Below are 26063 nucleotides of genomic sequence, written 5' to 3' on the forward strand. Positions count from 1 at the left end.
GACCGATTTTCGCCCGAAAAAAATTTTTAGTTATCTTTAAAATTTTTTTCAGTTAATGAAATAAACCCTATGACATCTTTCCGAAAAACTATAATTTTCTTGAAAAATATATCTGGCTATGCTATACTACTAGTATAGAAAGATTTGGAGAAAAACATGAAACGCGAGATCTTATTAGAACGGATTGATAAACTCAAACAAGTCATGCCTTGGTACGTCTTAGAATATTACCAATCAAAACTGGCCGTTCCATATAGTTTTACGACCTTATACGAATACTTAAAGGAATACGATCGATTTTTCACCTGGGTCTTGGAATCTGGTATATCAGATGCTGACACCATGGCCAATATCCCTTTAGAGGTTCTGGAGCACATGACCAAGAAAAACATGGAATCCTTTATCCTTTACTTGCGTGAACGTCCTCTGCTCAATGCCAATACGACTAAAAACGGGGTTTCTCAAACAACCATTAACCGCACCCTTTCGGCACTTTCTAGTCTGTATAAGTATTTGACTGAGGAAGTTGAAAACGAGCATGGGGAACCTTATTTCTACCGTAATGTCATGAAGAAGGTTGCTACCAAGAAAAAGAAAGAAACCTTGGCTGCTCGGGCTGAAAATATCAAGCAAAAGCTCTTTTTAGGTGATGAGACAGAAGGTTTCCTTAACTATATCGACCAGGAATACCCTCAAACACTCTCAAATCGTGCCTTATCTTCCTTTAATAAGAATAAAGAGCGAGATTTAGCCATTATCGCACTCCTTCTTGCCTCTGGTGTCCGTCTCTCTGAAGCAGTTAACCTAGATCTTCGAGATCTCAACCTTAAGATGATGGTGATTGACGTCACTCGAAAAGGTGGAAAACGAGACTCAGTCAATGTTGCTGCCTTTGCTAAGCCTTATTTAGAGAAATATCTTGCTATTCGAGACAAACGATACAAGACAGAAAAGACTGATACAGCCCTCTTTCTGACCTTGTATCGAGGTGTTCCAAACCGGATTGATGCTTCTAGTGTTGAAAAGATGGTGGCCAAGTATTCAGTAGACTTTAAAGTCCGCGTAACTCCCCACAAACTACGCCATACATTAGCAACTCGTCTCTATGATGCAACCAAATCCCAAGTTTTAGTCAGTCATCAGCTAGGCCACGCTAGCACACAGGTAACGGACTTGTATACGCATATCGTTAATGACGAACAGAAAAATGCCTTGGATAGTTTATAAGATACATAATATAAATTATGCAATGTTTTAGTGTTAGAAAAAGAGCGTAAGATTTTTTTATGGTATCTTACGCTCTTTTATTTTTTCTATAAAAATTCGATCCAATAATTACGGTGTGGCTCAATAATGACTGGTTTTCCCCAAAATAATTTTAGATAAGCCAGGTTTGCAGGAGTGACCGGTCTTTTTTCACCATTGTACTTCTCTGCACTCTCTTCTGTTAAAAAGCATTTAACTGCTTCATATGGTGTTCCGTCACTCGCTATTCGATCAATTCCTAAATAAGCAATTTCATCACCGGCCTTCGGAAAATCTGTAAATAGTTTACCAATAAAATAAACCGTCTTATCTTTCATTAATTCATAAGCTTTACTATTTTCCAATCTATTATTCGCTGCAGCGTACATAATACAAAAGCTATCCACGATATCTTTCAAAGGCATTAATTCTTCTTTGCTAACGATTATTTCCTCAGGAGCAAGACCACCAATGATTAAGTTTTTATAATAAGGTTGCTGGATGACGTTATCTAAAGCCATTCCTAATGGTAGTTGGACAGCTTGATAGCCTAATGGTTCTAGCTCCTGTTTTTTCTGGTCAACGTGTCCTTGTGTAATACTGACATTCAAATCATAAGGACTTGAAGATTGTTGCTTTCTGAAAAAAGCCACTACTATACGATCTAACTGTTCAAATAGACCAAGATTTTCCACTGGAACTTTCATCATCGAATATAATCCCCTTTTGTGTTCAGATTTCCTCTATATTGTACACTCATGATATTTAAATATCAAGTTTAAGATAAAAGATATCCATGTTAAATGGATATCTTTTACTTTATTCCACCACTGCTTCAGCAATTTCCTCTGCCGTGATTCCTGCGAAGTAACGACCTAGGTTAATGGTTTGAAATGCTTTGAGGACATCTTCACGTTCGTATTTGACACCACGAAGAACGTCTTCTACTGCTGCAACATCTTCGATACCGAAAAAGTCACCGTAAATCTTGATATCTTGAATTTTTGATTCAATGACATTAGCAAAAATTTCAACCTTACCGCTTGGGAATTTTGTTCCACGACGGACGTTATACTCTGGTGATTTACCATAGTTCCAATCCCATGTCCCAAACTTAGTATCTTTAATACGGTTGATTTCAGCCAATTCTTCATCTGAAAATACATATTCTGTCATTTCAGGATATTCTTTTTTCATGTAGTCCAAAAGTAGGTCACGGAACTCTTCAACAGTGATCTTTTCTGGTAACTCATCGATAATATTAGTTACTCGAGCACGGACTGATTTTACCCCTTTTGATTCAAACTTATCTTTAGACACTTTAAGTGCGTTAGCTAGGACTGACAAATCCACGTCAAAGAGAAGACAACCATGATGCATGATTCGGCCATTGATATAGGCTTGAGCATTGCCACAGAATTTCTTACCGTCGATTTCTAAGTCGTTACGGCCTGTAAATTCAGCTTTAACACCAAGTTCAGCTAAAGTATTGATAACTGGAGTAGAGAAGCTTTTGAAGTCAAAGGCCTTGTTTTCATCTTCTTTTGAAATGATTGTATAGTTTAGGTTGTTCAAATCATGGTAAACAGCTCCACCACCACTGATTCGACGGACTACTTCAATTCCATTTTCACGAACATAGTCACGGTTAATTTCCTCGATGGTATTTTGGTGACGTCCTACAATAATAGATGGTTTGTTAATCCAAAGAAGGAAGATTTGGTCCTCGTCCAAAAGGTGTTTAAAAGCATATTCCTCTAAAGCAATATTAAAAGCAGTGTCGTTTGAATGATTGATAATGTATTTCATAAGATACCTTCTAATACGATAGAGACTGGAAAATAATTCCAGTCTAGTCTATCTATTTTTATTTTTTCTTAGGTGAGTGAACTGCCAAGCCAAGTACATCCGCAAAAGCTTCGTACATCACTTCTGAGAAGGTTGGGTGACCATGAATGGTCTTGAGCATTTCTTCTACAGTGATTTCCATCTCAATGATGGTAGAAGCTTCGTTGATCAATTCAGCAGCTGCTGGACCAATGATGTGAACCCCAAGAACTTCACCATATTTCTTGTCAGCAATGACTTTTACAAATCCTTGAGCCGCATCTGATGCAATGGCACGCCCGTTTGCGGCAAAGTTGAATTTACCGATTTGGACATCATATTTCTCACGAGCTTGTTCTTCTGTCAAACCAACAGCCGCAACTTCTGGAAGTGTGTAGATAGCTGCAGGAGTTAAGTTCAATTTGGCAACAGCGTGGTTTCCTTTAAGAGCATTTTCAGCCGCTACTTCACCCATACGAAAGGCAGCGTGGGCCAACATCTTCGTACCATTGATATCACCTGGCGCATAGATACCTGGAACAGATGTTTCCATGTATTCATTGACCTTGATACGACCACGGTCTAATTCAAATTCAACTTCTCCAATTCCTTCAAGATCTGGAACACGACCGATTGAAAGAAGAGCTTTGTTTGCGATGATATCGTCTTTGCCTTCAACCTTGATACGGAGTTTGCCATCTTCTTCAATGATTTCTTGCAGTTTCGTATCGGTCAAGATTGTCATGCCTTTACGTTCAAGGATAAAACGAAGGTTCTTAGATACTTCAGCATCCATAGCTGGAACAATGCGGTCCATCATTTCAATAACAGTTACTTTTGAACCAAAGGTCATAAAGGCTTGACCAAGCTCGATACCGACAACCCCACCACCAATGATCACAAGGCTTTCTGGGACTTCATTCATATCCAAGATGTCATCACTCGTCATTACAAGGGATGATTCCATACCAGGAACGTTAATCTTGCTGACTTTAGAACCACCAGCAAGGATAATCTTCTTCGTTTCAAGCAATTCAGAACCATTGACCAAGACATTCTTATCTTTCGTAATGGTACCGATACCCTTATGAACATCAACTCCGTAGCTACGAAGAAGTCCTGCAACACCACCAACCAAAGTATTTACGACCTTGTTCTTGGTTTCAAGAACCTTGTCCATATCTACTGTGAAGCTAGGATTGTCAATGATGATCCCACGGTTTGCCGCATGACCGATATTTTCAATGATTTCAGCGTTGTGTAGGTAAGTCTTAGTTGGGATACATCCGCGGTTCAAGCAAGTTCCACCAAGTTCAGATTTCTCAACAAGGGCAACCTTACCACCCAATTGAGCTGCCTTGATAGCAGATACGTAACCAGCAGGTCCACCACCGATCACTACGATATCATAAGCATCATCACTCTTATTGTCATCATTTGAAGCACTTGCTGCAGCTGGCGCTGGACTCGCTTCTGCTGCTACTGCTCCAGCGGTTGGGATATTTTCCCCTTCTTCACCAAGATAACCGATAACTTCTGTTACAGGAACAGTCTCGCCGTCCCCTTTTAAGATAGCAATCAAGTAGCCATCTTCTTCAGCTTCCAATTCCATGCTAACTTTATCTGTCATGATTTCAAGGAGAATTTCTCCTTCTTTTACAAATTCGCCGACTTTTTTATTCCACTGAACGATTTGTCCTTCGGTCATATCTACGCCGGCTTTTGGCATAATTACTTCTAAGGCCATTTTATTTCCCTCTTTTTCTTGTTTCTATTCTCTCTCGTTGATTAGACCAACATTGAAATCGGGTCTTCAATCAAGGCTTTCAAGTCTTTCATGAATTTGGCACCAGCCATACCATCGACAACGCGGTGGTCAATGGTCAAGCCCAAGCTCATGATTGGACGAATGACGATTTCACCATTAACTACAACTGGTTTTTCAACAGTTGCGCTAACCCCAAGAATGGCAGAGTTTGGTTGGTTGATAATCGGTCCAAAAGATTGAACACCAAACATCCCCAAGTTACTGATGGTAAAAGTTGAATTTTGCAATTCGCTTGGAGCAAGCTTACCATCCAAGGTACGTCCGATAACGTCCTTGAAGGCTATCACCAACTCTGATAAAGTCATCTTTTCTGCGTTATAGACAACCGGTGTCATCAGCCCATTGTCCATCCCAACCGCCATAGCTAAGTTGACATAGTTGTGAGTGATGATGGTTTTGCCATCCTCCGTCAATGACGCATTGACGTATGGGTGTTTCATCAAGGTCTTAACAACCGCAAGAGAAAGCAAATCTGTTACAGTGACTTTCTTGCCAGTTGCTTCCATGATTGGATCCAATACCTTCTTACGAAGGGCCAACATTTGAGACATATCAACGTCATAGTTCAATGTAAAGGTTGGTGCTGTCAAATAAGATTCCACCATCCGTTGAGCAATCACCTTACGCATTGGTGTCATCGGAATTCGCTCGATTTCCCCATAAGGTGTTACATTATCAGGAGCCTCTTCTACCTTCTCAATTTGAGCAGGTGACTTAATGGTATCCTTCTCAATATTCTCAGGAAGGAAAGCAAGGACATCCTTCTTCATGATCTTGCCACGATGACCTGTTCCTTGGATTTCTTGCCAAGCAATATTGTGTTCTAAAGCAATTCGTTTTGCAAGTGGTGAAATGCGAACCACATTTGTGTCTTTATATGTTTCCACGTCTTCTTTGTGGACACGACCGTTTGCGCCTGAACCAGAAACATCATAGAGGTTGATCCCTAGATCATCCGCTAATTTTCTAGCCGCAGGAGTCGCTCTTAGCTTATCATCAGCCATGACCTCTCCTATTCTATTATAAGATATCAAGGACGTAGAGGACAAAGAAAAAATAGGAGATTGACGCTGTGTTCGATGAACACAAGGAAATCTATCTTTTTTTCACAGTCCTCCGTCCGGATTCAGTTACAAGATGCAAAGGGCGTTTAAAAGCGACCGAAAAATAGGAAATCAACGCAGACTTCGATGAAGTCAAGGAGATTTATCTTTTTTCCGAGCTTTTAGCCCGTACTCTAATCTAAGATATCAAGGACGCAGAGAACTTTGCATCGATAGATACAAAGTTTCTTCGTCTGATTTAATAGATACTACATAATTTAAATTATGTCTTATTCTTTATTATACGTTTTCCGAATGGCATCTTTGATGCTTTCAACTGTTGGAATCATTGCATTCTCAAGGTTTTGTGCATAAGGCATTGGCACATCTTCCCCTGCACAACGACGGATGGGTGCATCCAGATAATCAAATGCTTCTGATTCAGAAATGATAGCTGAGATTTCACCGATATAACCACTTGTTTTATGGGCGTCATTGACAAGGACGACTTTTCCTGTTTTCTTAACAGAATTAATAATAATCTCTTTATCAAGTGGAACCAAGGTACGTGGGTCTACTACTTCTACTGAAAGGCCTTCTTCAGCTAATTCTTCAGCTGCTTGCATGACACGACGAAGCATTTTCCCGTAAGTTACGACAGTGACATCAGTACCCTCACGTTTGATTTCTCCGACACCAAGTGGAATGGTATAGTCGGGATCAACAGGCACTTCCCCTTTTTGATTGAATTCTGATTTGTACTCAAGAATGATAACGGGGTTGTTATCACGGATCGATGACTTGAGAAGTCCTTTCATATCCGCTGGCGTACCAGGAGCAACAACTTTCAAACCAGGAATATGAGTAAACCATGATTCCAAAGATTGGGAGTGTTGGGCTGCAGATCCAACTCCGTTACCGGCAGCACAGCGAATGGTCATCGGTACCTGCCCTTTTCCACCAAACATGTAGCGCGTCTTCGCAGCTTGGTTGACGATAGCATCCATAGCAATCACTGAGAAATCCATGAAGGTCATATCAACGATTGGACGAAGTCCGGTCATGGCTGCACCAGCTGCAGCACCTGAGATAGCAGCCTCCGAAATTGGACAGTCACGAACACGTTCTGGACCGAATTCCTCTAGCATCCCTACGGAAGTACCAAAGTCTCCACCAAAAACTCCGACATCTTCCCCCATCAACAATACATTTTCGTCGCGACGCATTTCCTCAGACATAGCAAGGATAATGGTATCGCGGAAAGACATTAATTTTGTTTCCATAATTCTCTACTCCCCCTTAGTCTGCGTAAATATCTTCGAAAGCTGATTCGAGTGGAGGGAATGGGCTTTCTTCCGCAAATTTCACTGAAGCTTCCACTGCTTCTTTCACTTCTTCTTGGATCTGATCCAATTCTTCTGCGCTCGCAATTTTATTTTCAAGGAGATACTTGCGAAGGTTTTCGATTGGATCTTTTTTCTTCCACTCTTCGACTTCTTCACGAGTCCGGTATTTACCAGGGTCAGATGAAGAGTGACCAAGCCAACGATAGGTGACACTTTCGATCAAGACAGGACCTTTACCGGAGCGGACGTGTTCAACAGCTTTTTGGAATCCTTCATAGACATCAATGACGTTGTTACCATCAGGAATAAACATTCCTGGAATTCCGTAAGCAGCACTACGCTCATGAATGTGCTGGATATTGGTCATTTTCTTAATGTCAGCAGAGATTCCGTAACCATTATTAATACAGTAGAAAATTACTGGTAGGTTCCAGATGGAAGCCATATTGACCGCTTCGTGGAAGACACCTTCATTGGTTGCACCATCCCCAAAGAAGCAGACAACAATCTTACCAGTCTTATGCATTTGTTGAGTAAGGGCAGCCCCTACAGCAATCCCCATACCACCACCGACGATCCCGTTGGCACCGAGGTTACCAGCATCAAGGTCAGCGATATGCATAGAGCCTCCCTTCCCTTTACAAGTACCAGTATACTTGCCTAGGATTTCAGCCATCATGCCATTCAGGTCGATACCTTTAGCGATCGCTTGTCCGTGACCACGGTGATTTGATGTCAGCAAATCATCGTCGTTTAAAGCCAACATCGCTCCAACGTTAGCCGCTTCTTCCCCAACAGAAAAGTGCGTCATTCCTGGCACTTTCCCTTTTTTTACTAACTGTGCAATTTTTAAGTCCATGCGACGGATTTCTTCCATTTTACGGAACATTTCCAATAAGAGACTTTTATCTAATGTTGCCATCATTTCGCCTTTCTTAGCATTTATTCATTCTCTTTTATTCTAGCCAAAAATGAAAGCACTGTCAAAAATAATGCTCAAATGATTTCACAAACTATATACCTTGGAGGAAGGTTTTATAAGCATTTTCAACTTAAAATAAACTATTTCACAAACTTTTCTTTCATGAGATTGCATTAAAATATAAAAAACCGATAGGATCCTATCCTACCGGTCGTTATCTTATGATTGGCGTTGACCAAAGTCATGAATCATTTGTTCTAATACTTCACGACTAGGCGTTGTTAACATGTAAAGGTAATCACCTTGAAGCTCAGCAAAAGCAGCAGGCATGTCTTTCTTCACACGGAATTGATCACGGTATTTAGCCAGAACTTCTTCCTCTGAAAGGACATAGGCTGCATTGGCACGGCGAGAAGTTGCCAAGCAATAAAGGGGCTCAAACTCAGAAGCTGGGAAAGGTTCTCCTGCTACGATGGCAGCATAACCTCGGTACAAGTCGATGGAATGAGCATAATTGTAGACATCGATGGTAAAGCCACCTGCAGGGCGATTATTGTACTCGATCGCAATATAGTCATCCCCATCGCGGAAGAACTCAATGTGGAAGAAACGTTCCTTCATGCCAAAAGCTTTGACAATGGCTTCCCCGTATTGACGCAATTTTGGATCCATCTCTTTGAGGACATAATAAGAATTGTCCATCTTGTAGAGCATCAAATCGAGTGGCGTATAGGCATAGTCAAAAGTAGTCGAAAAGACAATATTACCATCGCGATCGACCAGACCATCAAAGGTACAAATCTCGCTAGAAGTGACAAATTTCTCAAAGAAGTACTCTGTATGGCCATCCCACTCAGCCTTGAAATGGTCCACATCTTCTGGCGTTTCGATCTTAAAGGTCGCTGCTGCTCCCACTCCATTATCAGGCTTAGCAATCAATGGCAACCCAATCTTCTTCACAGCCTTGTCAATGTCTTTTTCTGTTTTAACCACAGCACCCGGAACGACTGGGACTCCAGCTTTCTTGAAGAGTTTTTTCATTTCTGATTTAAACTTGGTTTTCTTCAAATCTTTTGGTTTGGCACCGAAGACATTGAATTGCTCCCGAAGCGCCGCATCCAATTCCAACCAGTATTCATTGTGGGATTCGATGCGATCGATTGGCCCGTGTTTGTAGAAAAGAAAGGCTACTGCTCGCTTCACTTCGTCTAGATTTTCCAAATTTTCAACTCGGAAATATTCTGTTAAGCTGTTGCGCAAAGGCTCATCTAACTGTTCATATGGCTCTTGACCAATTCCCAAAACAGTGATCCCTTTATTAGCCAATTCAATTGTAAATTGTTGGAAGTTTTGTGGGTAATATGGTGAAATAACGATATAATTCATTGAGGTCTCCTCCCTTTTTACTTAAAGATGCATTTGGCCTAGGAAGTATGGCATTTGCTTGCGCCACCATTCCCAATCGTGGGCAACATCATGTCCCCATTCAGCGAACCATGCAGGAATATTTTTGTGATCAAAGGCTTCTTTCAGTTTGTAGAAAGATGGATGTCCATCTTGTTCCCAAGCTCCTAAACCAGTACAAACAACGATTTCGGCCTGACGGTAACGATCGATAAACCAGCCATCATTTTGGTTCCAGATATAATCAGATGGAGAGTTTTGGTAAATAGCTTCATCCCCACCAAACTCACCAACAAAGAAACGAGCGTCATAGACACCACTCAAGGCAATCACTTTGTTGAAGACATCTGGATGTTGCAAGAAGAAATTGAGCGCGTGGTAAGCTCCCATAGAACAGCCAGTTGTCATCATCGGGTCAAACCAGCCTGTTTTGTGTTTGATAAAAGGAATGGCTTCTTCAATCACATAGCGTTCATAAGCGCGATGCATTTCAGCTCGATCGTGTGGGTTTTTCCAATCACAAAGCCAGCTTTCACTGTCTACACTCGAAAGAGTGAAGAATTGAACCCGTCCTTCTTCGATGAACTGAGCACAGGCATCAATCATACCAAAGTCATAGTATTCGTTATGGCTTCCCCCTGATGAAGCAAAGACTACTACAGGAATCCCTGCATGTCCATAACGGTTTAGATACATTTCGCGGTTAAGTTGGCCACTCCAGTGGCTTAGATGTTCAATATTCATAGGTTCCCTCTTTCTTTATTATAAAACTTTAAAAGCTTTAGTCCCACTTCTCTGCTAAGAAACGAAGACATTCCGGTAAATGCTCTGCCCAGGCTTCTTCATGGTGGATAGCCCCAGACTGAATCCGAATAGCGATATTTTCTAAAGCTACTCCTTGTTGAATGACATCATGATAGTAACGAAGAGATGAGTCAATATAGGCTTGCTTGATATTCCCTGCCATTAGGGTTTTATCGGTATCATCAGCCTCTTCCGTCCCCACATAGATGTAAATGCGTTGATCTGCATATAATTTTTTACGCTCGATATAATGATTGAAGGCATCTTGGTGCAGCCAGTTAGCGGATGAAAAGACCCCTAAACAACCGATTTGATCTTGGTACTCTAAGCCCAAGAATTGGGTAATATTTCCACCCAAGGAAGAACCAATCATGGCTGTATGTTCTCGATCAGCAAGCGTTCGGTATTCTTGGTCAATGAAAGGTTTGACCACTTCCATAACGAACTCTCCGTACTCAACGCCCTTGCCACCAAATTGCATTCCAGGAATATTAGATTCCTTGTATTTCCAGGCAGAGTATTCATTCATGCGTTGGAAACCATCATTATCGATAGCAACGACAATCATGCGGCTAATATCAGGATTCCGCTTAATGGCTGGAATCACCTTCCAGGAATGACCTGCAAAAGCTTCCTTGCTATAGAGAACATTCTGGCCATCATGAAAATAGACAACAGGATAGCGTCGATCGGTATCTGTTTCATAATTCTTAGGTAATAAGACTCTCACACGACGGAGTTTTCCGGTATAAGGCACTTTCAACTCGTGTGTCTTCATATCTAAATAAAAATAGGATTTGTTCATTGTCAGAAAACTCTCTATATTCTAAATTTTATTCATTATACCATTTTTAGAAGAAAAAGTCTGGATTTTCTCCAAACTTTTTCACTTCATATACTATTTTTCCATAAATTGGGCCAAATCTTCTAAAGAACGTTCGGCAATTTTTTCATAGCGTTCTTTCTTATCTCGAATACGTGGTCCTTCTAGCTCCTTGATAATTCCAAAGTTGACATTCATGGGTTGGAAGTGCTTGCTGTCGGCATGGGTGATATAGTGAGCCAGACTTCCGATAGCTGTTGTTTCAGGGAACACAGCTGCTTCTTCACCTTTAAAGAGACGAGCTGCATTAATCCCGGCAACTAATCCTGAAGCTGCCGACTCGACATAGCCTTCTACCCCTGTCATTTGCCCTGCAAAGAAGAGGTTTGGTTGTTTCTTAGAACGGTAGGTTTGCTCGAGGAGATTTGGCGAGTCCATGTAAGAATTGCGGTGCATGACGCCGTAACGAACGAACTCCGCATTTTCTAAACCAGGGATCATTTGGAAGACCCGCTTTTGCTCACCCCATTTAAGGTGAGTTTGGAAGCCAACGATATTGTAGAGGCTAGCCGCCGCATTGTCTTGGCGAAGCTGAACGACTGCGTAAGGCGTCTTAAACTCCCCATCACGAGGTCCTTTGTAATCATCCGGATACTCGAGTCCAACTGGCTTCATAGGACCATAGAGCATGGTTTTAACGCCTCGTTTAGCCATGACTTCAATTGGCATACAACCTTCGAAATACTTTTCTTTTTCAAAAGAGTTGAGCGGGGCTTCTTCTGCATTGACCAAGGCCTCGTGAAAATCCATAAATTCTTGTTTGGTCATTGGGCAGTTGAGATAGGCCGCTTCTCCCTTGTCATAACGAGACTTGAGGTAAACCTTGTTCATATCGACAGTATTGACATCGATAATAGGAGCTGCTGCATCATAGAAATAGAAACCATCGCCACCATTAAGGGCATGGATCTTTTCCGCCAAGGCATCGCTGGTTAGAGGCCCTGTTGCGACCACTGTGATGGCATCTGTCGGCAATTCCGTAATTTCATCGCGAATGACTTCAATGAGCGGGTGTTGGGACACCTTCTCCGTCACTCGACTAGCAAAACCTTCTCGGTCCACAGCAAGTGCTCCACCGGCTGGTACACGAGTCGCTTCCGCTGCTTCAAGGATGACAGAACCCAGACGGCGCATTTCTTCTTTGAGGAGCCCGACAGCATTGGTGAGAGAATCCCCACGAAGAGAGTTGGAACAAACTAGCTCAGCAAAGTTGTCTGTTTTATGTTGCGGAGTAGATTTGACTCCCCGCATTTCATAAAGCTTGACCGGAATTCCCTGTTGGGCAATCTGGTAAGCTGCTTCTGAGCCTGCAAGGCCCGCGCCGATCACATTGATATAAGATTGAGACATGACACTAATACCTCTTTGGGTATCAAAACACCTCACTGAACTGTTAGACACCCACAAATCTTTCTAATTTTCTACTTGGTCCATTATACCAAAAAGCCAAGTAAAAAGACAGGGAGGCTTTTCCTTCCTGTCTAGACTTTAACTAATTATTTTCTTATAAACACAACCAAGCTCCTAAGAGGGCAGATAGGATACTGAACAAGGACCCGATCAAGTAATACTCCGCAAAGGCTGGATTCTCCGAAATTTTATTATAGCGGGCGATGGATTTGACTGTAAATACTAGGCCGATAGAAGCAAATTGCCCATAGACCAGACAGGCACCAATCACCAAACGCTCTAAAAAGCCAATCATGGAACCAGCCCCAGTGATCGTATCCATTTTCTTCTTGCTGGTGGGTTGATACTTGGCAAACAGAATTTTAAAGGCAATATTGCTCGGTTTCCCAACTAGGAGGACATAAAAGATTAGATTTAAAGTGTCCAGAGGCAGATAGGTCGAACCATTATTCGCTCCTAAAAGGACTAGACACGTCAAGATGCCAATATGCAAGACTTGATCCAAGGCAAAAGTCCATGCTTTTGGTAATTTCAATTGCTTCTGCACGATCGGTTTTAAGAAATCTATTCCAGCATGAGTTAGTAAAATGACCAAGCAAATCCACCACAAGTCCAGATGACAGAGGGAAACCACAATCAGAGGCAGAGCTACATATAGAATGTGAAGCCCTAGCACCTTCTTATCCTGATCCTTACGATCCGCCATCTTTTGGCTTTGAAAATAATAATCTGATAGTAAATGACAAATCAACAAGAGAATCAAGTATGGATTCACTACGATACTAGACAATCCGCTCATCTTTCTCTCCTTTCACTGTGCTTTGTATACTAGCCAGGGCAGCTGCTCTCCCCCGTAAATAAACACGGATACTACTACTCTTTAACCGTTTAGAGAGAGCACTTGGGTTGATAGCTAGTGATTGAGCCAAATCCTGCTGACTAAAGGACTCGCTATATACGGATCTCTTTAGAAGATTGAGCAAGATCTCCTCCTGACTATCCCGCCAACCTGAACGAATGGCTTCTCCAGAAGCGATGAGGGAGTTTACAAAAAAGTCTTGGTTTTCCTTCCCGCTTGAAAAATAAATCTGTGTATTGCCATAGTCATTTTTCTGATGAACCAGATTAATAGCTGCACGCGCATTCCAATAGGCTGGTCCATCTGCACCGATACTTTGCAGGGGATCGATATCCGTTACAATCTCCCCGAGGCCAATACCAAAACGAAGTTGTGTAGGGGTTAGTTCTGAACGTAAGGTATCGATGATTTGAAAAACTGGAGCATCCACTTTCAAAAGTGCTTGAAACTCATCACCCAAAGTTAAGGTAAAAGCCGATGCTAGGCAGTCTTTAAAAAGCTCATTGATCTTTTGAAGCGTATTTTCTAACTGTTTTTGCAGGTCAAAACGTTCTTGAACCATTTTGGAATCAATGACATCTGCAATCAAAGCAAGATACATAAGCCCACCTCCTTGTGTCTATTATAACGAAAAAAAACAAAAATGTCTATTATAACAGACATTTATAAAAATTGCCGTTATAATAGACATTAAATCATTTAAAAGATTATTTCACTTTTTCTTCTTCGTAGTCCCCATTGCTACATACGACTTGCTTCCCACCACCACGAACTTTTTTCTCAACTAAGTAGTGACCACATTTTGGACAGTCACGGCCGATTGGCTTGTCCCAAGAAGTGAATTCACAGTCTGGGTAGCGATTACAGCCATAGAAAATACGATTTCGTTTGGTTTTACGCTCGATGATTTGTCCCTGGTGACAGTCTGGACATTCCACCCCAATTTCCTTAACGATGGCTTGGGTGTGGCGACAATCTGGGAAATTACTACAAGCATAGAACTTACCAAAACGTCCTAATTTAATCACCATCGGGCTGCCACAGACTTCACAATCAAAACCAGCTGGTTCGTCTTTGATTTGGATTTTTTCCATCTCTTCTTCAGCCTTGGCGACTTCTTTAGAGAATGGTTTGTAGAAGGCATCAATGACTTTTTGCCACTCTTCTTTTCCGAGTTCGACATCATCGAGTTTCCCTTCCATCTCAGCTGTGAAGGTCACATTGACAATATCTGGGAAAAATTCAACAATCAGTTTATTAACGATCTCCCCTAATTCCGTTGGTTCAAAGCGTTTGGCTACCAGCTTGACATAATAGCGTTTTTGAATGGTCTCAATCGTCGGTGCATAGGTTGAAGGTCGTCCAACACCGTTCTCTTCCAAGGTCTTAATCAAGGTTGCTTCAGAATATCGAGCAGGTGGTTGGGTAAAGTGTTGTTCCGGCTTGCTATTGACTTGCTTGACGATATCACCTTCTACCATATCCGGCAACATCTTGTTCTTATCTGAGTCGTTATAAATCGCCAAATAACCATCAAATTTCACCTGGCTTCCATTTGCCGTATACTGAACCCCATTTTGACCTAAACGGACATTCATGGTATCAAAGACAGCTGCAGTCATTTGACTAGCTACAAAGCGGTTCCAAATCAAGGTGTAGAGCTTGAGCTGGTCCTTGTCGAGGTACTTGGCAATGCTCTCAGGAGTATTGAAGACGCTGGATGGACGAATCGCTTCGTGGGCATCTTGGGCACCAGAAGCATTTTTCACGCGGCTTCCATGCTTGGAATATTTCTCACCGAAGCGATCCACGATAAAGTTCGCTGCCTCATTTTGCGCAACTGGACTGATCCGTGTAGAATCGGTACGCATATAGGTAATCAAACCTTGAACACCAGAGCCAATATTAATTCCTTCATACAACTGCTGGGCGACCATCATGGTCTTACGCGTACGGAAGTTGATCTTATTGGCAGCATCCATCTGCATGGAAGAGGTGGTGTAGGGAAGTGGCGCATTCCGACGACGTTCTTTCTTTTCCACCTTTTCAACGGTAAAATCTTTGCCATCTAAGCGTTCAAGAACAGCTTTCACCTCTTCATTGGTGTTGAGCTTCATCTTCTTGCCATCAATCCCATAGAAGCTGGCTTGGAATTGCTTGGTCCCTTTTTTGAAGACACCATCAATGGTCCAGTATTCTTCCGGCTTGAAATCATTAATTTCATTTTCACGATCAATGATTAATTTGAGGGCAACTGATTGCACCCGCCCTGCAGAAAGTCCTTTTTTAACCTTTTTCCAAAGAATAGGCGAGATAGAATACCCTACAATCCGGTCCAAGACCCGACGTGCTTGTTGGGCATCGACCAAGTCCATATTGATTTGGCGCGGTTCTTTAAAGGCATTTTTTACTGCATCCTTGGTGATTTCGTTAAAGACCACACGGTTCTTTTCTTTGGCATCCAAGTTCAAAATATGTGCTAAATGCCAAGAAATAGCTTCTCCCTCACGGTCCGGGTCACTTGCGAGAAAGACTTGCTTAGCTTTTTTAGCTTCTTTTTTCAAATCATTGATCAAGGGACCTTTCCCGCGAATATTGATATACTCCGGTTCATAGTTATTGTCGAAGTCGATCGACATGGTTGATTTTTTCAGGTCCCGAATATGACCAACACTAGCCATGACTTTGTAATTACGACCAAGGTATTTTTCGATTGTTTTGGCCTTAGCAGGAGACTCCACAATCACCAAATTTTTCTTGGTTGTACTACTTTTCCTTTTTGTTTTTGTTACCACGTTTTATCCCTCTGTATTGTATAAATCTCATTGAGTTTAATACATTTTAAGAAAGATGTCAACTAGGAACTTCTCCTATAGGAAAATCACAATTCGTATTTCAATTCATCAAGAATATCCTGTCCTGATGTGACAAGCTTTGCACCTTCTTGAATCAGGTGATGGCAGCCTGCAGATTTTCCATCTAAAATGTTTCCTGGAATAGCAAAAACGTCTCGGCCTTCTTCCATAGCACGCTCACAAGTAATCAAACTCCCTGAACGGAGTCGAGCTTCTGCCACAATCACAGCCTGACAGATGCCTGCAATGATGCGGTTTCGCTCAGGAAAATGAAATTTAAGTGGTGCCTGCCCTGGACCGTACTCGCTCAAGATCAGATGGTGTTCCCCCATATGTGCCTGCAGTCTTTGATTGCTCTTAGGATAAGAGACATCCAGTCCTGTTCCAATCACTCCGATGGTCTTGCCACCATTGCGAATGCTGGCATAATGCGCCGTCGCATCAATCCCCTTTGCAAGTCCACTAACAATGACCAGTTCATTCCCAAGTTCCTTAATAATTTTCTCTACAGAACGAACCCCTTCTCGCGTGGTCTCGCGAGCTCCAACAACTGCAATCTTCGGTTTGCTTAACAGTTGCAAATCCCCTTGGTAAAAAAGGAGTACAGGAGGATTGTAGATCTGTAGCAATTCCTCAGGGTATTCAGGATCAAAAATGGATAGAGATGGGAACCGTTCAAACTCCTTGTGTAAATGCTCTTCATCCAGTTGCCGGTATTTGTCTACAAAATGAAGGATACTGCGACAGCGAGCGATTTTTGCTATCTCTTCTAAGCTTGGTAAGGCTTGGTCTTTTCTACAGTAGACCAAAACTCTCAAGACTTGCTCATTTGATAAACCGGCTTCTTTTAATTTAAAGATTTCAAATTTCTCCATGGTCACCTTCTACTTCCTCTCACTTATTTATTCGAAAAAGAAAAGAAAAAAGCTCTATTTCTAGAACTTTTTTTGATGTGTCGAAGAATAAAAGTAAGATGCAGCACCAATCAAGTTGCTTTCATTGTGGAAGCGAGCCGCTTGAATGGGCAAGGCCTCAAATTGTTTATACCCTTTTTGAGAGAGCAGGTCATGGTATTGTCGACTGATCTCATCGATCAGTAGTGGTTGACCACTAATGCCCCCTCCAATCGTCACCTTTTCAAGCAAGAGCAAAGATTGAAGATTAAAAATCAGAATAGCAATATCATGACAATACTCCTGAAACAAGGATGTCAGCTCCTCGTTGCCCTCTTGATCAAGAGCTTTGAAAACAGCTATACCATCTGCCTTTTCTAAGTTCAAGATGTGACTAGCTTTCTCAACAAATTGAACAGCTGAACCTGTGTTTTCCAAAAGATTGGAAATGCCTTGCAAAAAGAGTCCGCGATGAAAGCGGCGATTTTCTGGTGTTCTTTCTGCCTTATCAATAGACCGAATGTATTCTGTCAGTTGCCATCCTCTCAACAGGTCACCGTTAGAAAGAAGAGCAAGGCCGACTCCTGTCCCTAAGACCAAGGTCGCACCGCAAGAACAATCTTTTAGATTGCCAAGCCTTGCTTCCGCTAAACCTGCGGATTCTCCATCATTGAGAACAGTGACGGGAACTTGAAATGTTTGTTCGAGTCTACTTGCTAGAGGAATGCCTCGTAAATATGGAATGAGACCACCTCGAAAGACAAAGCCAAGGCTCTTTTGGATCTCACCAGGGCATGAAATGGCGATTCCCTCGATTTCTTCCCGTACAGGAGCAACGATTCCTTCTAATCCTTGCCAAAAGTCCTCAATCGTAGATGGTGTTGGGATCTTGTCTGTACGGATCAATTGATAGTCTGCATCCATCAGACCGTACTTTATAAAGGTCCCTCCGATATCGATGGTAAATAGCATAACCTAATCCTCACACATTGATTCGACGGGTTCAAATGAACGCCGATGGATAGGAGTCACTCCCAGCTTGTGAAGGCCAGCCAGATGGTTAGCCGTCCCATAGCCAACGTTCTGCGTAAAATCATAACCCGGATATTCGCAATCAAACTCTTCCATCATCTGATCCCGAGTCACCTTGGCTACGATGGATGCTGCAGCAATGGATAAGGAGTTAGCATCCCCTTTGATGATACTAGTTTGGGGAATAGGAAGATCCAACCTCATGGCATCAATCAAAAGATGCTGGGGTTGAGGCTCTAGCTGACCAATGGCCTCCATCATGGCTAGCTTCGTAGCTTCATAGATATTAACCTGGTCAATCACTTGATTATCCTTGATGCCGATTCCGATCGCAATGGCGTTTTGGAGCACAGCCTCATAGATTTCCTTGTGTTTTGATTTTGGAATCTTTTTACTATCGTTGAGTCCTGGAATTTTACAAGCTTTCGGCAAGATCACGGCAGCTGCAACAACTGGTCCCGCTAATGGACCACGTCCCACTTCATCCACTCCTGCAATGAGCTGAATCTCTTGAGTATAAAGTTCTTTTTCATAGGCTAGCATTTTTTCCAAACGCAAATCTTCGTCCACTTGTTTTTGGAGTTCGCGTTTTCGTTTGCTGATAGCCGCTTGAACGCCTGCTCGACCATCAAGGATCAACTCTTCAAAGAAGGGATGATCTAGCTCGTCAATCATTGCCAAACGCTCTTTAACTTCTTTAATTGTTGGCATCTATTTCACCTACACGATCCAGCGTATACCGTCCCAATTTTCCATCGCGAACATCTTTAACAAAGAGTTGGTAAAAACGGTCGTAATCCTCACGAAATCCTAATTTCTGGGTCATTTCCATAATGATTTCAGGAGCTTCTTGTTCCAGATCCATTTGTTTAAAACGTTCCTGCAAAACAGTTGGGTAGTGCTCTTTAAAATAGTTAAGGCCAAAAATGGTCACTTCATCCATTGGAAGCAACTGGTCCTTGATGGCGCCTGTTAAAGCAAGCTTTAAGGCCACTTCTTCATCTTCAAACTTGGGCCAGAGAATCCCTGGAGTATCCAAGATTTCAAGGTCTTTATTGGTTTTCAACCATTGTTGCCCCTTGGTCACCCCTGGTTTATTTCCAACAACAGCAATCTTTTTCCCCGCTAAGCGGTTCATAAGAGTTGATTTCCCGGCATTAGGAATCCCGATAATCATGGTCCGAAGGGTTTCAATCTGAATCCCTCGTTCCTTCTGACGAGCAATTTTATCGGCCATCAAAGACTTAGCAGCATCTGTTACTTTTTTTACCGTAGATTGCTCTTTAGAGTTGATAGCCAAGGTTTTAATGCCTTGAGATTCGAAATAGTCCTGCCATTCTTTTGTCGCCACAGGATCTGCCAAGTCTACCTTGTTCAAAATCATTAATTTGGGCTTATCACCAACAATTTTCGTTAACATAGGATTTTGGCTTGATAGTGGCAAACGAGCATCTACCAATACCGTCACAAAATCCACAAATTTCAAATTTTCTTGTACTTGTCTTCTAGCTTTGGACATGTGTCCAGGAAACCATTGAATAGTTGCCATAATCTCACTTCCTTTCCAGTTCAATCTATTCTATTATACCATGTTTTCTGAAATCACTGTGATTAATAAAAATACTAAAAAAGAAGCTACCTAAGTAACTTCTTTTTTATATTCTAGCGAATTTGCTCAAAATGCAAATGCACGGCGATGTGATCACCATAGCCACTTCGTTCCAAATCGCGTTGCAAGCGATAAGAAATGTAGTGTTCTGCAATGGTAATATAACCTGCTCCCAGCAAGCGTTGTTCCACTAATGATTGGATCATGCTGATGGTTGCGCGTTCTACTTGAGCTTCATCCAAATCCATGGCAACTTTCTTCGTTACTTGAGCTAAGTTTTGTCGCAAATCATCTGTCAAAACATAGACAACTTGCGCAGCTTTCAAAATAGCTTGGTAAATTTTATCTGGGTTGAATTCAACCACTTCTCCACTACGTTTAATGACTTCCATCGGAGTCTCCTTTATTTTAAATTTTCATGAATACTCCATTTCCTCGATAAAGAAATGAAGACCTACTACTTTATTATATAATTTTTTTACAAAGAATCAAAGGTCTTTCAAAAAATAGATTCATTCATTGGGAAGTTAAGTTATTTTTATTCAAACACAATTTCTACAATAAAATGTTAGTAATCTGGTCTTAAAACTCCCGTAATGATCTCTTTGGTTGCATGGTAATCCCCATCTACTACAACCTTGATGATGCGCTTCGCATCTTCTGCCGGTGCTGGCACCAATGGCAAACGAGTTGGCCCTGCTTCAAAGCCCATATAGTTCAAGACAGCTTTGACAGGAGCTGGACTCGGATATGAGAAGAGAGCGTTAACTTTAGGGATAAACTGACGTTGGATAGCCGCAGCCTTTTTAATATCATTGTGTTCAATCGCTTGGAACATCTCATACATCTCATCCCCATTTGTATGAGAGGCTACTGAGATCACTCCATCAGCCCCAAGATTCATCGCATGGAAAGCATCTCCATCTTCCCCTGTGTAAACAAGAAATTCTTCTGGCTTGTGTTCAATCAAGTAGGCCATATTAGCCAGGGTTGTACACTCTTTGACCCCAATGATGTTTGGGTGTTCTGCCAAACGAAGCATGGTTTCAGGCGTCATTTCCACAACCACGCGTCCAGGAATATTGTAGATAATAATCGGAAGATCAGATGCATCCGCAATCGCTTTAAAGTGTTGATACATTCCTTCTTGAGATGGTTTGTTGTAGTATGGGACGATAGCCAATCCTGCTGCAAAGCCACCAAAAGCATCCACCTCTTTAACGAACTCAATCGAGTCGCGAGTTTCATTGGTTCCGACACCAGCGATCAAAGGAACTCGACCATTGACAATCTTTTGAACGGCCGCAAAGAGTTGCAATTCCTCATCGTGAGTCAGAGTTGGACTTTCTGCAGTCGTTCCAGCTAAGAGAATCCCATCTGTATGATGAGCCAAGAGGTGCTCGATCAAGTCAGGAAGAGCGTCAAAATTAATGCTCCCATCTTCATGGAAGGGGGTGATAAATGCAGTGATGATTTTACAATCTTTTAAATCATTATAAGACATAGAAAAACCTTTCTCTATATAAGAAAGAGGCTGGGGCTTGCTTGCCTTTGCCTCATGATCTGTTCATAAAACAAGTTGATTCGCTAGTTAGCTGATGAAGAAATCAAACTCTTCGAGTTGCAGATTTCTGAATCGTGACGCAGTGGTTGATTGGAACTACTCATGTTTGCAACATTCGTACTTCCTAATCAACTGTGCGGGGGAAAAACTACGAAATCAAACTCTTCGAGTTACTGATTTCTGTTTTTCTCCCTATTTCAATTCAAACTTCAATTCAGCTGTTGGACGTACGAGTCCACGTTCGTGAAGGGTTTCTGCGATTTGGACTGAGTTCCAAGCAGCTCCTTTAAGGAGGTTATCTGAAACAACCCACATGTGGATTCCTTTTTCAGCATCCAAGTCTCTACGAATACGTCCAACGAAGGTATCACGTGAACCTACAGCATTGACTGCTTGAGGATAGATTTGGTGAGCAACATCATCTTCAAGGACTGCACCTGGAAATTCTGCAATAGCAGCTTTCACTTCGTCAATTGGTGCCACTTCTTTTGTTTCAATGTAGACTGACTCTGAGTGAGCTGACAAGACTGGAATCCGCACACAAGTTGCTGAAACAGCAATGCTATCGTCTTCCATAATTTTCTTAGTCTCGTTTGTCATCTTCATTTCTTCGTATGTGTAGTCATTATCTGTGAAGACATCAATTTGTGGAAGAGCGTTGAAGGCGATTGGATAGTGTTTCTTATCTCCACCTGAAGGTAAGATTTCTGCTTTAACATCACGTGGATTAACTCCATCATTTAAGACTTCTTTCAACTCACGTTGGGTTTCAAGAATAGCTCCCATACCAGCACCTGATACAGCTTGGTAAGTAGACACGATGATACGGTCCAAGCCCCATTTTTGACGAACTGGCTCAAGAGCTACCATCATTTGAATGGTTGAACAGTTTGGACAAGAGATGATTCCGTTGTGAGCATCAAGAGCATGGGCATTCACTTCAGGAACAACCAATGGGACATCCGGATTTTGACGGAAATAAGAAGTGTTATCAACCACTACTGCGCCTGCTTTTACCGCATAAGGTGCATATTTGGCAGATGTTGAACCACCAGCTGAGAAGAGAGCAATATCAACCCCTTCAAAAGCATCTTCAGTCGTTTCTTCGATGGTCACGTCTTGCCCTTTAAATTGCAAGACTTTTCCTGCAGAACGTGCTGACGCAAGGTAGCGAATTTTATCGATTGGAAGAGTTGATTCTTCCAACATTTTGATCATTTGAGCACCAACGGCACCTGTAGCACCGACAACAGCAACTGTGTATCCCATAGTAAATCCTCTTTCAAAATTTTCTAAAAATTGAGTATTTGTACTATTATACAATTTTTTGGCATAAATGAAAAGTACCAACAGTAGGAAAAAATCCTGATTCTAAGACCAGGATTGTTGATGGTTATTTATCATAAAAGCTCTTTAATTCAGGTCATAGTTCAAATCACTTAAATCTTTCTTACCTTGTGTTTCTTCAGCAAGAAATGGAACTTGATGGATCCCCTTTACACCTGCTACGATAGACGCTGGAAAGGAAACAATTTCTTGATTGATGTGGCTGACATTACTGTTAACAATTCGCTTCGCTGCAGCAAGATCTTCATTTTCGTCAGCAATTTCCTTTTGTAGGGCCAAGAATTGATTAGAAGACAAGAGCTCTGGATAGTTTTCACCCACTGCACGAATTTGTGCCAAGACATCATTTTGATTGGTAATGACTTGGTTGGATTCTTGAATAGTTGCTCCTTGGCGTAAAGCAACTAAATCAGTGAAAATCTGTTGCTCATGTTTGGCATAAGCTTTGGCTACTTTTAGCATTTCCGAAATGGTATCATAGCGTTTTACGAGGACGATATCAACGGTTCTCTTTGATTCTTCAATGGTCACTAGATAGCGATTGAGGCGATTTCCTACACTAATAAACCAAATAGCCAATAGGGCAACAAATATGATTAAGCCGATAATGAGATTCATGATGCTTCTCCTTCAAAAATTGCTGTTATTTCTTTAATTAAAGCTAGTTCTCTGCATAATTTATGATATTCAGATACCAAAGATAGCTGATCAATATCTTCCGGTTTTTGGGGCGTCGGAAAGATATAGCGATCGGTATACAAAGAAATAAATAGTTTCTTGTCTTTCAAAAATACACACATGGCATTTTGAGAAATTTGTCGATCAAACCATTCCAACATCTTAGGGGTGAGAAATTTACGGGCAGACAGTTCATCCGTGCAGTAGATATTGTAATTTTCGTTATTGCGAATATCCTCGGTTTCAATCTGAACTTCATCTCCTCTGGCTCCAGGATAAACCCCATTCACCTCCCTCTTAAAAAGAAATGATTTCTTGGTCGGAACCACCCGAAGATGACCAGAGAAATTGATCGGTAGACATAAAGAGAACACTTGTCCAAGGAAATCTGTAACTTCCACATGTTCCGTCCTCGTATGTCCATTAGATGTCCGGTAACGAGTCTCCGTATGATGGGCATAGAGATTTGACACCGTTAGCTCTTTGTCATCATGAAACGATAGTTCTTTGAAACATAGAAAATCAGTCGACCGAGGACATAAATGCGAGAGAGCTTCAGAAGGGATGGAACCGTCCTCTTTGATCGAAGCTCGAGGAAAAACTTCCTTTAATACAGGCGAAAGGATATCATCAAGATAGATCTCATCGTTCGAACGAATTCGATCCCCAAACAAGGCTTTTCGTTTTTTATATTGTGGCCAATAATACAAACCAACAACTAAAAGGATCAAAGGAATAGCTGCAAAACGCAATAAAATGAGAGACAGTATGGCGCAAATAATACCAAAGGATCGCAAAACATTCCACTTAAGATTGTTCTTCATCTGTTCTCGGATCAATCCGATGGCATCCTGAAATTGTTTAGAGTTTTCAAGCTCCTCAATTTTATGCGAATAGTCTGTAGATGCTGAATCATTAGAATGATAGAAATCTCCCAATCAACTCCACTCCTTTCTGACCTAGGCCCTTTACTATATTATAACACCAACATAACTTTGTAGCAACTGTATTATAATAGTTTTCATTTCTTAAAAGGTACAAAAAAATCCTGATCCGAAGACCAGGATTCGAGGCACCTTTCAGTGAGAACAGCCGGTTCACACAACTGTTCAAGGTCCGCTACTGCGTTACAATTGAATGTAGACCTCCTCAGCGCAAAAGGCTCCTAAGAGCCAATCGACTCATCGCATAAATCTAGTTTACCATGAACATCCACAAACTGTCAAGAAGGTAGGTACTTGCTTCCTTCTCGAATACTCAAAGGAGATAACTGCTCTCGATAGCGGTCGATAAAGGCCCCTACCCAATCCGGATTGACCTTGGAATAGTTGCGTAAGCTCCAGCCAATTGCCTTATTTATAAAGAACTCGCTTTGACCTAGATTATTGAGGATCACTTTTTCTAACAAATCCGTATCTGTTTTTTCTTTCCTCATAAGCTGGTGATCAATGGCAATCCGCCTCAACCAAAAGTCCTGATCCTTACTCCACTCCAGCATAACCTGCTTGGTTTCTGGATAGGTGAAAGTAATCTCTCCGATGATGAGGTCCAACTGATCAATACTATCCCACCAGGACTTGGTTTGAGCTAACTGTTTCAGCTTTGGAAAATCTTCAGGTCTAAGCTCCTTCTTCTTTTTATCCAGATAATCCATAGCAATATATTGGAACTCACGGTAAGGTTGCTGCCAACACTCTTCCACAAAAGCCCAATCAATTGGATTCTTTATGAAAGGTTTAAAAAACTCTCTTTCAATCTTTTTGAGAATTGGTTTTTGAACGCCAAGAAAGCTGAATTTATTTTTCATATAAGCTTCCATATCAGGGATCTTTTCAGGAACTGTTGCTGCTTCTAAAATGGGAATCAAGTCTTCAATCTTCATCCTCTTCCTCACATTTCAAGAGTGTTACCGGCCCATCGATCGTCTTTTGCATCCAGATTATATCATGCCATTTGTTAAACTTATAGCCAATCTTTGGGAAATGTGCGACTTGGACATAGCCCCGCTTTTCATGCATGGCAATGCTCGCTTCGTTCGGAACTGCGATACAAGCCAGAAAGCGTAAGTAGCCTCGTGCTTGCAACTTCTCTTCTAAGGCAGTATAAAGAGCCGATCCGATCCCTTGTCCACGCGCTTCTTTTGCTACATAAATAGACAATTCAGTGGTCCAATCATAGGCAGCGCGTGCATAATAGGTCGAGGCATAGGCATACCCCACAACTTTCCCATCCACTTCTGCAACCAAATAAGGAAATTGGGTCAGCGTTTTTGTGATGCGGCTTTCAAATTCCTGGACAGTCGGCACATCAACCTCAAAGGTAATGGCTGTCTCTGTTACATAAGGTTGGTAAATCGCTCGGATAGCTGCTGCATCGCTAAGCTGAACGGGTCGAATCATCATGGAAGCCTCCTAATTAGATTATACCTAGTATACCGATATGCCTTCTCACTGTCAATGAAGGACTAGCAGCAAGCAAAAAATCCTGGAATTGTATCCAGGATTTCCATTCTTC

At 41.7% G+C, this 26063-nt stretch carries 25 protein-coding genes; 1 reads left to right on the forward strand and 24 read right to left on the reverse strand.

What is annotated here, in order from left to right:
• Positions 1-156: 156 nt before the first annotated feature.
• Positions 157-1227 (forward strand): tyrosine recombinase XerS, encoded by a 1071-nt coding sequence (gene xerS / locus HMPREF2704_RS08915; RefSeq protein WP_070846310.1) that lies wholly within the window; start codon positions 157-159, stop codon positions 1225-1227.
• An 86-nt stretch (positions 1228-1313) separates the two neighbouring features.
• On the opposite strand, the gene HMPREF2704_RS08920 is transcribed toward xerS, so the two are convergent.
• The 24 genes from HMPREF2704_RS08920 to HMPREF2704_RS09035 all read right to left on the reverse strand — a co-directional run bounded on the left by HMPREF2704_RS08920 (position 1314) and on the right by HMPREF2704_RS09035 (position 25951).
• The gene (locus HMPREF2704_RS08920; protein WP_070846312.1) at positions 1314-1955 is read right to left on the reverse strand and encodes a hypothetical protein; all 642 of its coding nucleotides are present in this window, start codon (positions 1953-1955) and stop codon (positions 1314-1316) included.
• A gap of 109 nt (positions 1956-2064) precedes the next feature.
• Positions 2065-3054, reverse strand: a complete 990-nt coding sequence (locus tag HMPREF2704_RS08925; protein WP_024055033.1) for a lipoate--protein ligase — start codon at positions 3052-3054, stop codon at positions 2065-2067.
• A 58-nt stretch (positions 3055-3112) separates the two neighbouring features.
• Entirely contained in the window at positions 3113-4819 is a 1707-nt protein-coding gene (lpdA, locus tag HMPREF2704_RS08930) for a dihydrolipoyl dehydrogenase (RefSeq protein WP_070846314.1), read from the reverse strand.
• Between the two features lie 41 nt (positions 4820-4860).
• Positions 4861-5904, reverse strand: a complete 1044-nt coding sequence (locus tag HMPREF2704_RS08935) for a dihydrolipoamide acetyltransferase (protein WP_070846316.1) — start codon at positions 5902-5904, stop codon at positions 4861-4863.
• A gap of 329 nt (positions 5905-6233) precedes the next feature.
• Positions 6234-7226, reverse strand: a complete 993-nt coding sequence (locus HMPREF2704_RS08940) for an alpha-ketoacid dehydrogenase subunit beta (protein ID WP_070846318.1) — start codon at positions 7224-7226, stop codon at positions 6234-6236.
• A gap of 16 nt (positions 7227-7242) precedes the next feature.
• A complete protein-coding gene (locus HMPREF2704_RS08945; RefSeq protein ID WP_070846577.1) occupies positions 7243-8211 on the reverse strand; it encodes a thiamine pyrophosphate-dependent dehydrogenase E1 component subunit alpha in 969 nt (322 codons plus the stop codon).
• Positions 8212-8430: 219 nt separating this feature from the next.
• Entirely contained in the window at positions 8431-9597 is a 1167-nt protein-coding gene (locus tag HMPREF2704_RS08950) for an ATP-grasp domain-containing protein (RefSeq protein ID WP_070846320.1), read from the reverse strand.
• A gap of 21 nt (positions 9598-9618) precedes the next feature.
• Positions 9619-10359, reverse strand: coding sequence for an esterase family protein (locus tag HMPREF2704_RS08955; RefSeq protein WP_070846322.1), 741 nt, complete (start codon positions 10357-10359; stop codon positions 9619-9621).
• Positions 10360-10396: 37 nt separating this feature from the next.
• Positions 10397-11224, reverse strand: coding sequence for an alpha/beta hydrolase (locus HMPREF2704_RS08960; RefSeq protein WP_070465931.1), 828 nt, complete (start codon positions 11222-11224; stop codon positions 10397-10399).
• Between the two features lie 93 nt (positions 11225-11317).
• Positions 11318-12652, reverse strand: coding sequence for a methylenetetrahydrofolate--tRNA-(uracil(54)-C(5))-methyltransferase (FADH(2)-oxidizing) TrmFO (gene trmFO, locus HMPREF2704_RS08965; RefSeq protein WP_024055751.1), 1335 nt, complete (start codon positions 12650-12652; stop codon positions 11318-11320).
• A 154-nt stretch (positions 12653-12806) separates the two neighbouring features.
• A complete protein-coding gene (locus tag HMPREF2704_RS08970) occupies positions 12807-13511 on the reverse strand; it encodes a DUF3307 domain-containing protein (RefSeq protein ID WP_070673953.1) in 705 nt (234 codons plus the stop codon).
• The gene (locus HMPREF2704_RS08975) at positions 13495-14172 is read right to left on the reverse strand and encodes a SatD family protein (RefSeq protein ID WP_070846324.1); all 678 of its coding nucleotides are present in this window, start codon (positions 14170-14172) and stop codon (positions 13495-13497) included. Before HMPREF2704_RS08975 ends, HMPREF2704_RS08970 begins: the two co-directional genes overlap by 17 nt.
• 106 nt (positions 14173-14278) lie before the next feature.
• Complete coding sequence (gene topA, locus HMPREF2704_RS08980) at positions 14279-16366, reverse strand: type I DNA topoisomerase (protein ID WP_070846326.1); 2088 nt, start codon at positions 16364-16366, stop codon at positions 14279-14281.
• Between the two features lie 86 nt (positions 16367-16452).
• A complete protein-coding gene (gene dprA, locus HMPREF2704_RS08985; RefSeq protein WP_070450001.1) occupies positions 16453-17301 on the reverse strand; it encodes a DNA-processing protein DprA in 849 nt (282 codons plus the stop codon).
• A 60-nt stretch (positions 17302-17361) separates the two neighbouring features.
• Positions 17362-18291, reverse strand: a complete 930-nt coding sequence (locus tag HMPREF2704_RS08990) for an ROK family protein (protein WP_070846327.1) — start codon at positions 18289-18291, stop codon at positions 17362-17364.
• Positions 18292-18294: 3 nt separating this feature from the next.
• Entirely contained in the window at positions 18295-19062 is a 768-nt protein-coding gene (locus HMPREF2704_RS08995; RefSeq protein ID WP_070846329.1) for a ribonuclease HII, read from the reverse strand.
• Positions 19049-19900, reverse strand: coding sequence for a ribosome biogenesis GTPase YlqF (gene ylqF, locus HMPREF2704_RS09000; RefSeq protein WP_021153236.1), 852 nt, complete (start codon positions 19898-19900; stop codon positions 19049-19051). The genes HMPREF2704_RS08995 and ylqF overlap by 14 nt, the downstream gene beginning before the upstream one ends.
• A gap of 113 nt (positions 19901-20013) precedes the next feature.
• Positions 20014-20352 carry an ATP cone domain-containing protein gene (locus HMPREF2704_RS09005; protein ID WP_003001449.1) on the reverse strand — a complete coding sequence of 113 codons (339 nt, stop codon included), beginning with the start codon at positions 20350-20352 and terminating at the stop codon, positions 20014-20016.
• Positions 20353-20528: 176 nt separating this feature from the next.
• The gene (gene dapA / locus HMPREF2704_RS09010; protein WP_070846331.1) at positions 20529-21464 is read right to left on the reverse strand and encodes a 4-hydroxy-tetrahydrodipicolinate synthase; all 936 of its coding nucleotides are present in this window, start codon (positions 21462-21464) and stop codon (positions 20529-20531) included.
• A 252-nt stretch (positions 21465-21716) separates the two neighbouring features.
• A complete protein-coding gene (locus HMPREF2704_RS09015; RefSeq protein WP_036757608.1) occupies positions 21717-22793 on the reverse strand; it encodes an aspartate-semialdehyde dehydrogenase in 1077 nt (358 codons plus the stop codon).
• Positions 22794-22937: 144 nt separating this feature from the next.
• Positions 22938-23489 carry a LemA family protein gene (locus HMPREF2704_RS09020; RefSeq protein ID WP_024055977.1) on the reverse strand — a complete coding sequence of 184 codons (552 nt, stop codon included), beginning with the start codon at positions 23487-23489 and terminating at the stop codon, positions 22938-22940.
• Complete coding sequence (locus HMPREF2704_RS09025) at positions 23486-24487, reverse strand: DUF3137 domain-containing protein (protein WP_070846332.1); 1002 nt, start codon at positions 24485-24487, stop codon at positions 23486-23488. The genes HMPREF2704_RS09020 and HMPREF2704_RS09025 overlap by 4 nt, the downstream gene beginning before the upstream one ends.
• Before the next feature lie 284 nt (positions 24488-24771).
• On the reverse strand, positions 24772-25431 hold the full coding sequence (locus HMPREF2704_RS09030; protein WP_049486161.1) for a DNA alkylation repair protein: 660 nt from the start codon (positions 25429-25431) through the stop codon (positions 24772-24774).
• Positions 25421-25951: a GNAT family N-acetyltransferase gene (locus HMPREF2704_RS09035; protein WP_049483554.1), complete on the reverse strand. Its 531-nt coding sequence runs from the start codon at positions 25949-25951 to the stop codon at positions 25421-25423. Before HMPREF2704_RS09035 ends, HMPREF2704_RS09030 begins: the two co-directional genes overlap by 11 nt.
• Positions 25952-26063: the final 112 nt, after the last annotated feature.

Source organism: Streptococcus sp. HMSC076C09 (assembly GCF_001837905.1).
GTDB classification, from domain to species: Bacteria; Bacillota; Bacilli; order Lactobacillales; family Streptococcaceae; genus Streptococcus; species Streptococcus parasanguinis_I.

Excerpts from the sequence above, each read along its gene's own strand:
- xerS (WP_070846310.1), top strand. The coding sequence starts at position 157 with ATGAAACGCGAGATCTTATTAGAACGGATTGATAAACTCAAACAAGTC.
- HMPREF2704_RS08920 (WP_070846312.1), bottom strand. The coding sequence starts at position 1,955 with ATGATGAAAGTTCCAGTGGAAAATCTTGGTCTATTTGAACAGTTAGAT.
- HMPREF2704_RS08925 (WP_024055033.1), bottom strand. The coding sequence starts at position 3,054 with ATGAAATACATTATCAATCATTCAAACGACACTGCTTTTAATATTGCT.
- lpdA (WP_070846314.1), bottom strand. The coding sequence starts at position 4,819 with ATGGCCTTAGAAGTAATTATGCCAAAAGCCGGCGTAGATATGACCGAA.
- HMPREF2704_RS08935 (WP_070846316.1), bottom strand. The coding sequence starts at position 5,904 with ATGGCTGATGATAAGCTAAGAGCGACTCCTGCGGCTAGAAAATTAGCG.
- HMPREF2704_RS08940 (WP_070846318.1), bottom strand. The coding sequence starts at position 7,226 with ATGGAAACAAAATTAATGTCTTTCCGCGATACCATTATCCTTGCTATG.
- HMPREF2704_RS08945 (WP_070846577.1), bottom strand. The coding sequence starts at position 8,211 with ATGGCAACATTAGATAAAAGTCTCTTATTGGAAATGTTCCGTAAAATG.
- HMPREF2704_RS08950 (WP_070846320.1), bottom strand. The coding sequence starts at position 9,597 with ATGAATTATATCGTTATTTCACCATATTACCCACAAAACTTCCAACAA.
- HMPREF2704_RS08955 (WP_070846322.1), bottom strand. The coding sequence starts at position 10,359 with ATGAATATTGAACATCTAAGCCACTGGAGTGGCCAACTTAACCGCGAA.
- HMPREF2704_RS08960 (WP_070465931.1), bottom strand. The coding sequence starts at position 11,224 with ATGAACAAATCCTATTTTTATTTAGATATGAAGACACACGAGTTGAAA.
- trmFO (WP_024055751.1), bottom strand. The coding sequence starts at position 12,652 with ATGTCTCAATCTTATATCAATGTGATCGGCGCGGGCCTTGCAGGCTCA.
- HMPREF2704_RS08970 (WP_070673953.1), bottom strand. The coding sequence starts at position 13,511 with ATGAGCGGATTGTCTAGTATCGTAGTGAATCCATACTTGATTCTCTTG.
- HMPREF2704_RS08975 (WP_070846324.1), bottom strand. The coding sequence starts at position 14,172 with ATGTATCTTGCTTTGATTGCAGATGTCATTGATTCCAAAATGGTTCAA.
- dprA (WP_070450001.1), bottom strand. The coding sequence starts at position 17,301 with ATGGAGAAATTTGAAATCTTTAAATTAAAAGAAGCCGGTTTATCAAAT.
- HMPREF2704_RS08990 (WP_070846327.1), bottom strand. The coding sequence starts at position 18,291 with ATGCTATTTACCATCGATATCGGAGGGACCTTTATAAAGTACGGTCTG.
- HMPREF2704_RS08995 (WP_070846329.1), bottom strand. The coding sequence starts at position 19,062 with ATGCCAACAATTAAAGAAGTTAAAGAGCGTTTGGCAATGATTGACGAG.
- ylqF (WP_021153236.1), bottom strand. The coding sequence starts at position 19,900 with ATGGCAACTATTCAATGGTTTCCTGGACACATGTCCAAAGCTAGAAGA.
- HMPREF2704_RS09005 (WP_003001449.1), bottom strand. The coding sequence starts at position 20,352 with ATGGAAGTCATTAAACGTAGTGGAGAAGTGGTTGAATTCAACCCAGAT.
- dapA (WP_070846331.1), bottom strand. The coding sequence starts at position 21,464 with ATGTCTTATAATGATTTAAAAGATTGTAAAATCATCACTGCATTTATC.
- HMPREF2704_RS09015 (WP_036757608.1), bottom strand. The coding sequence starts at position 22,793 with ATGGGATACACAGTTGCTGTTGTCGGTGCTACAGGTGCCGTTGGTGCT.
- HMPREF2704_RS09020 (WP_024055977.1), bottom strand. The coding sequence starts at position 23,489 with ATGAATCTCATTATCGGCTTAATCATATTTGTTGCCCTATTGGCTATT.
- HMPREF2704_RS09030 (WP_049486161.1), bottom strand. The coding sequence starts at position 25,431 with ATGAAGATTGAAGACTTGATTCCCATTTTAGAAGCAGCAACAGTTCCT.
- HMPREF2704_RS09035 (WP_049483554.1), bottom strand. The coding sequence starts at position 25,951 with ATGATGATTCGACCCGTTCAGCTTAGCGATGCAGCAGCTATCCGAGCG.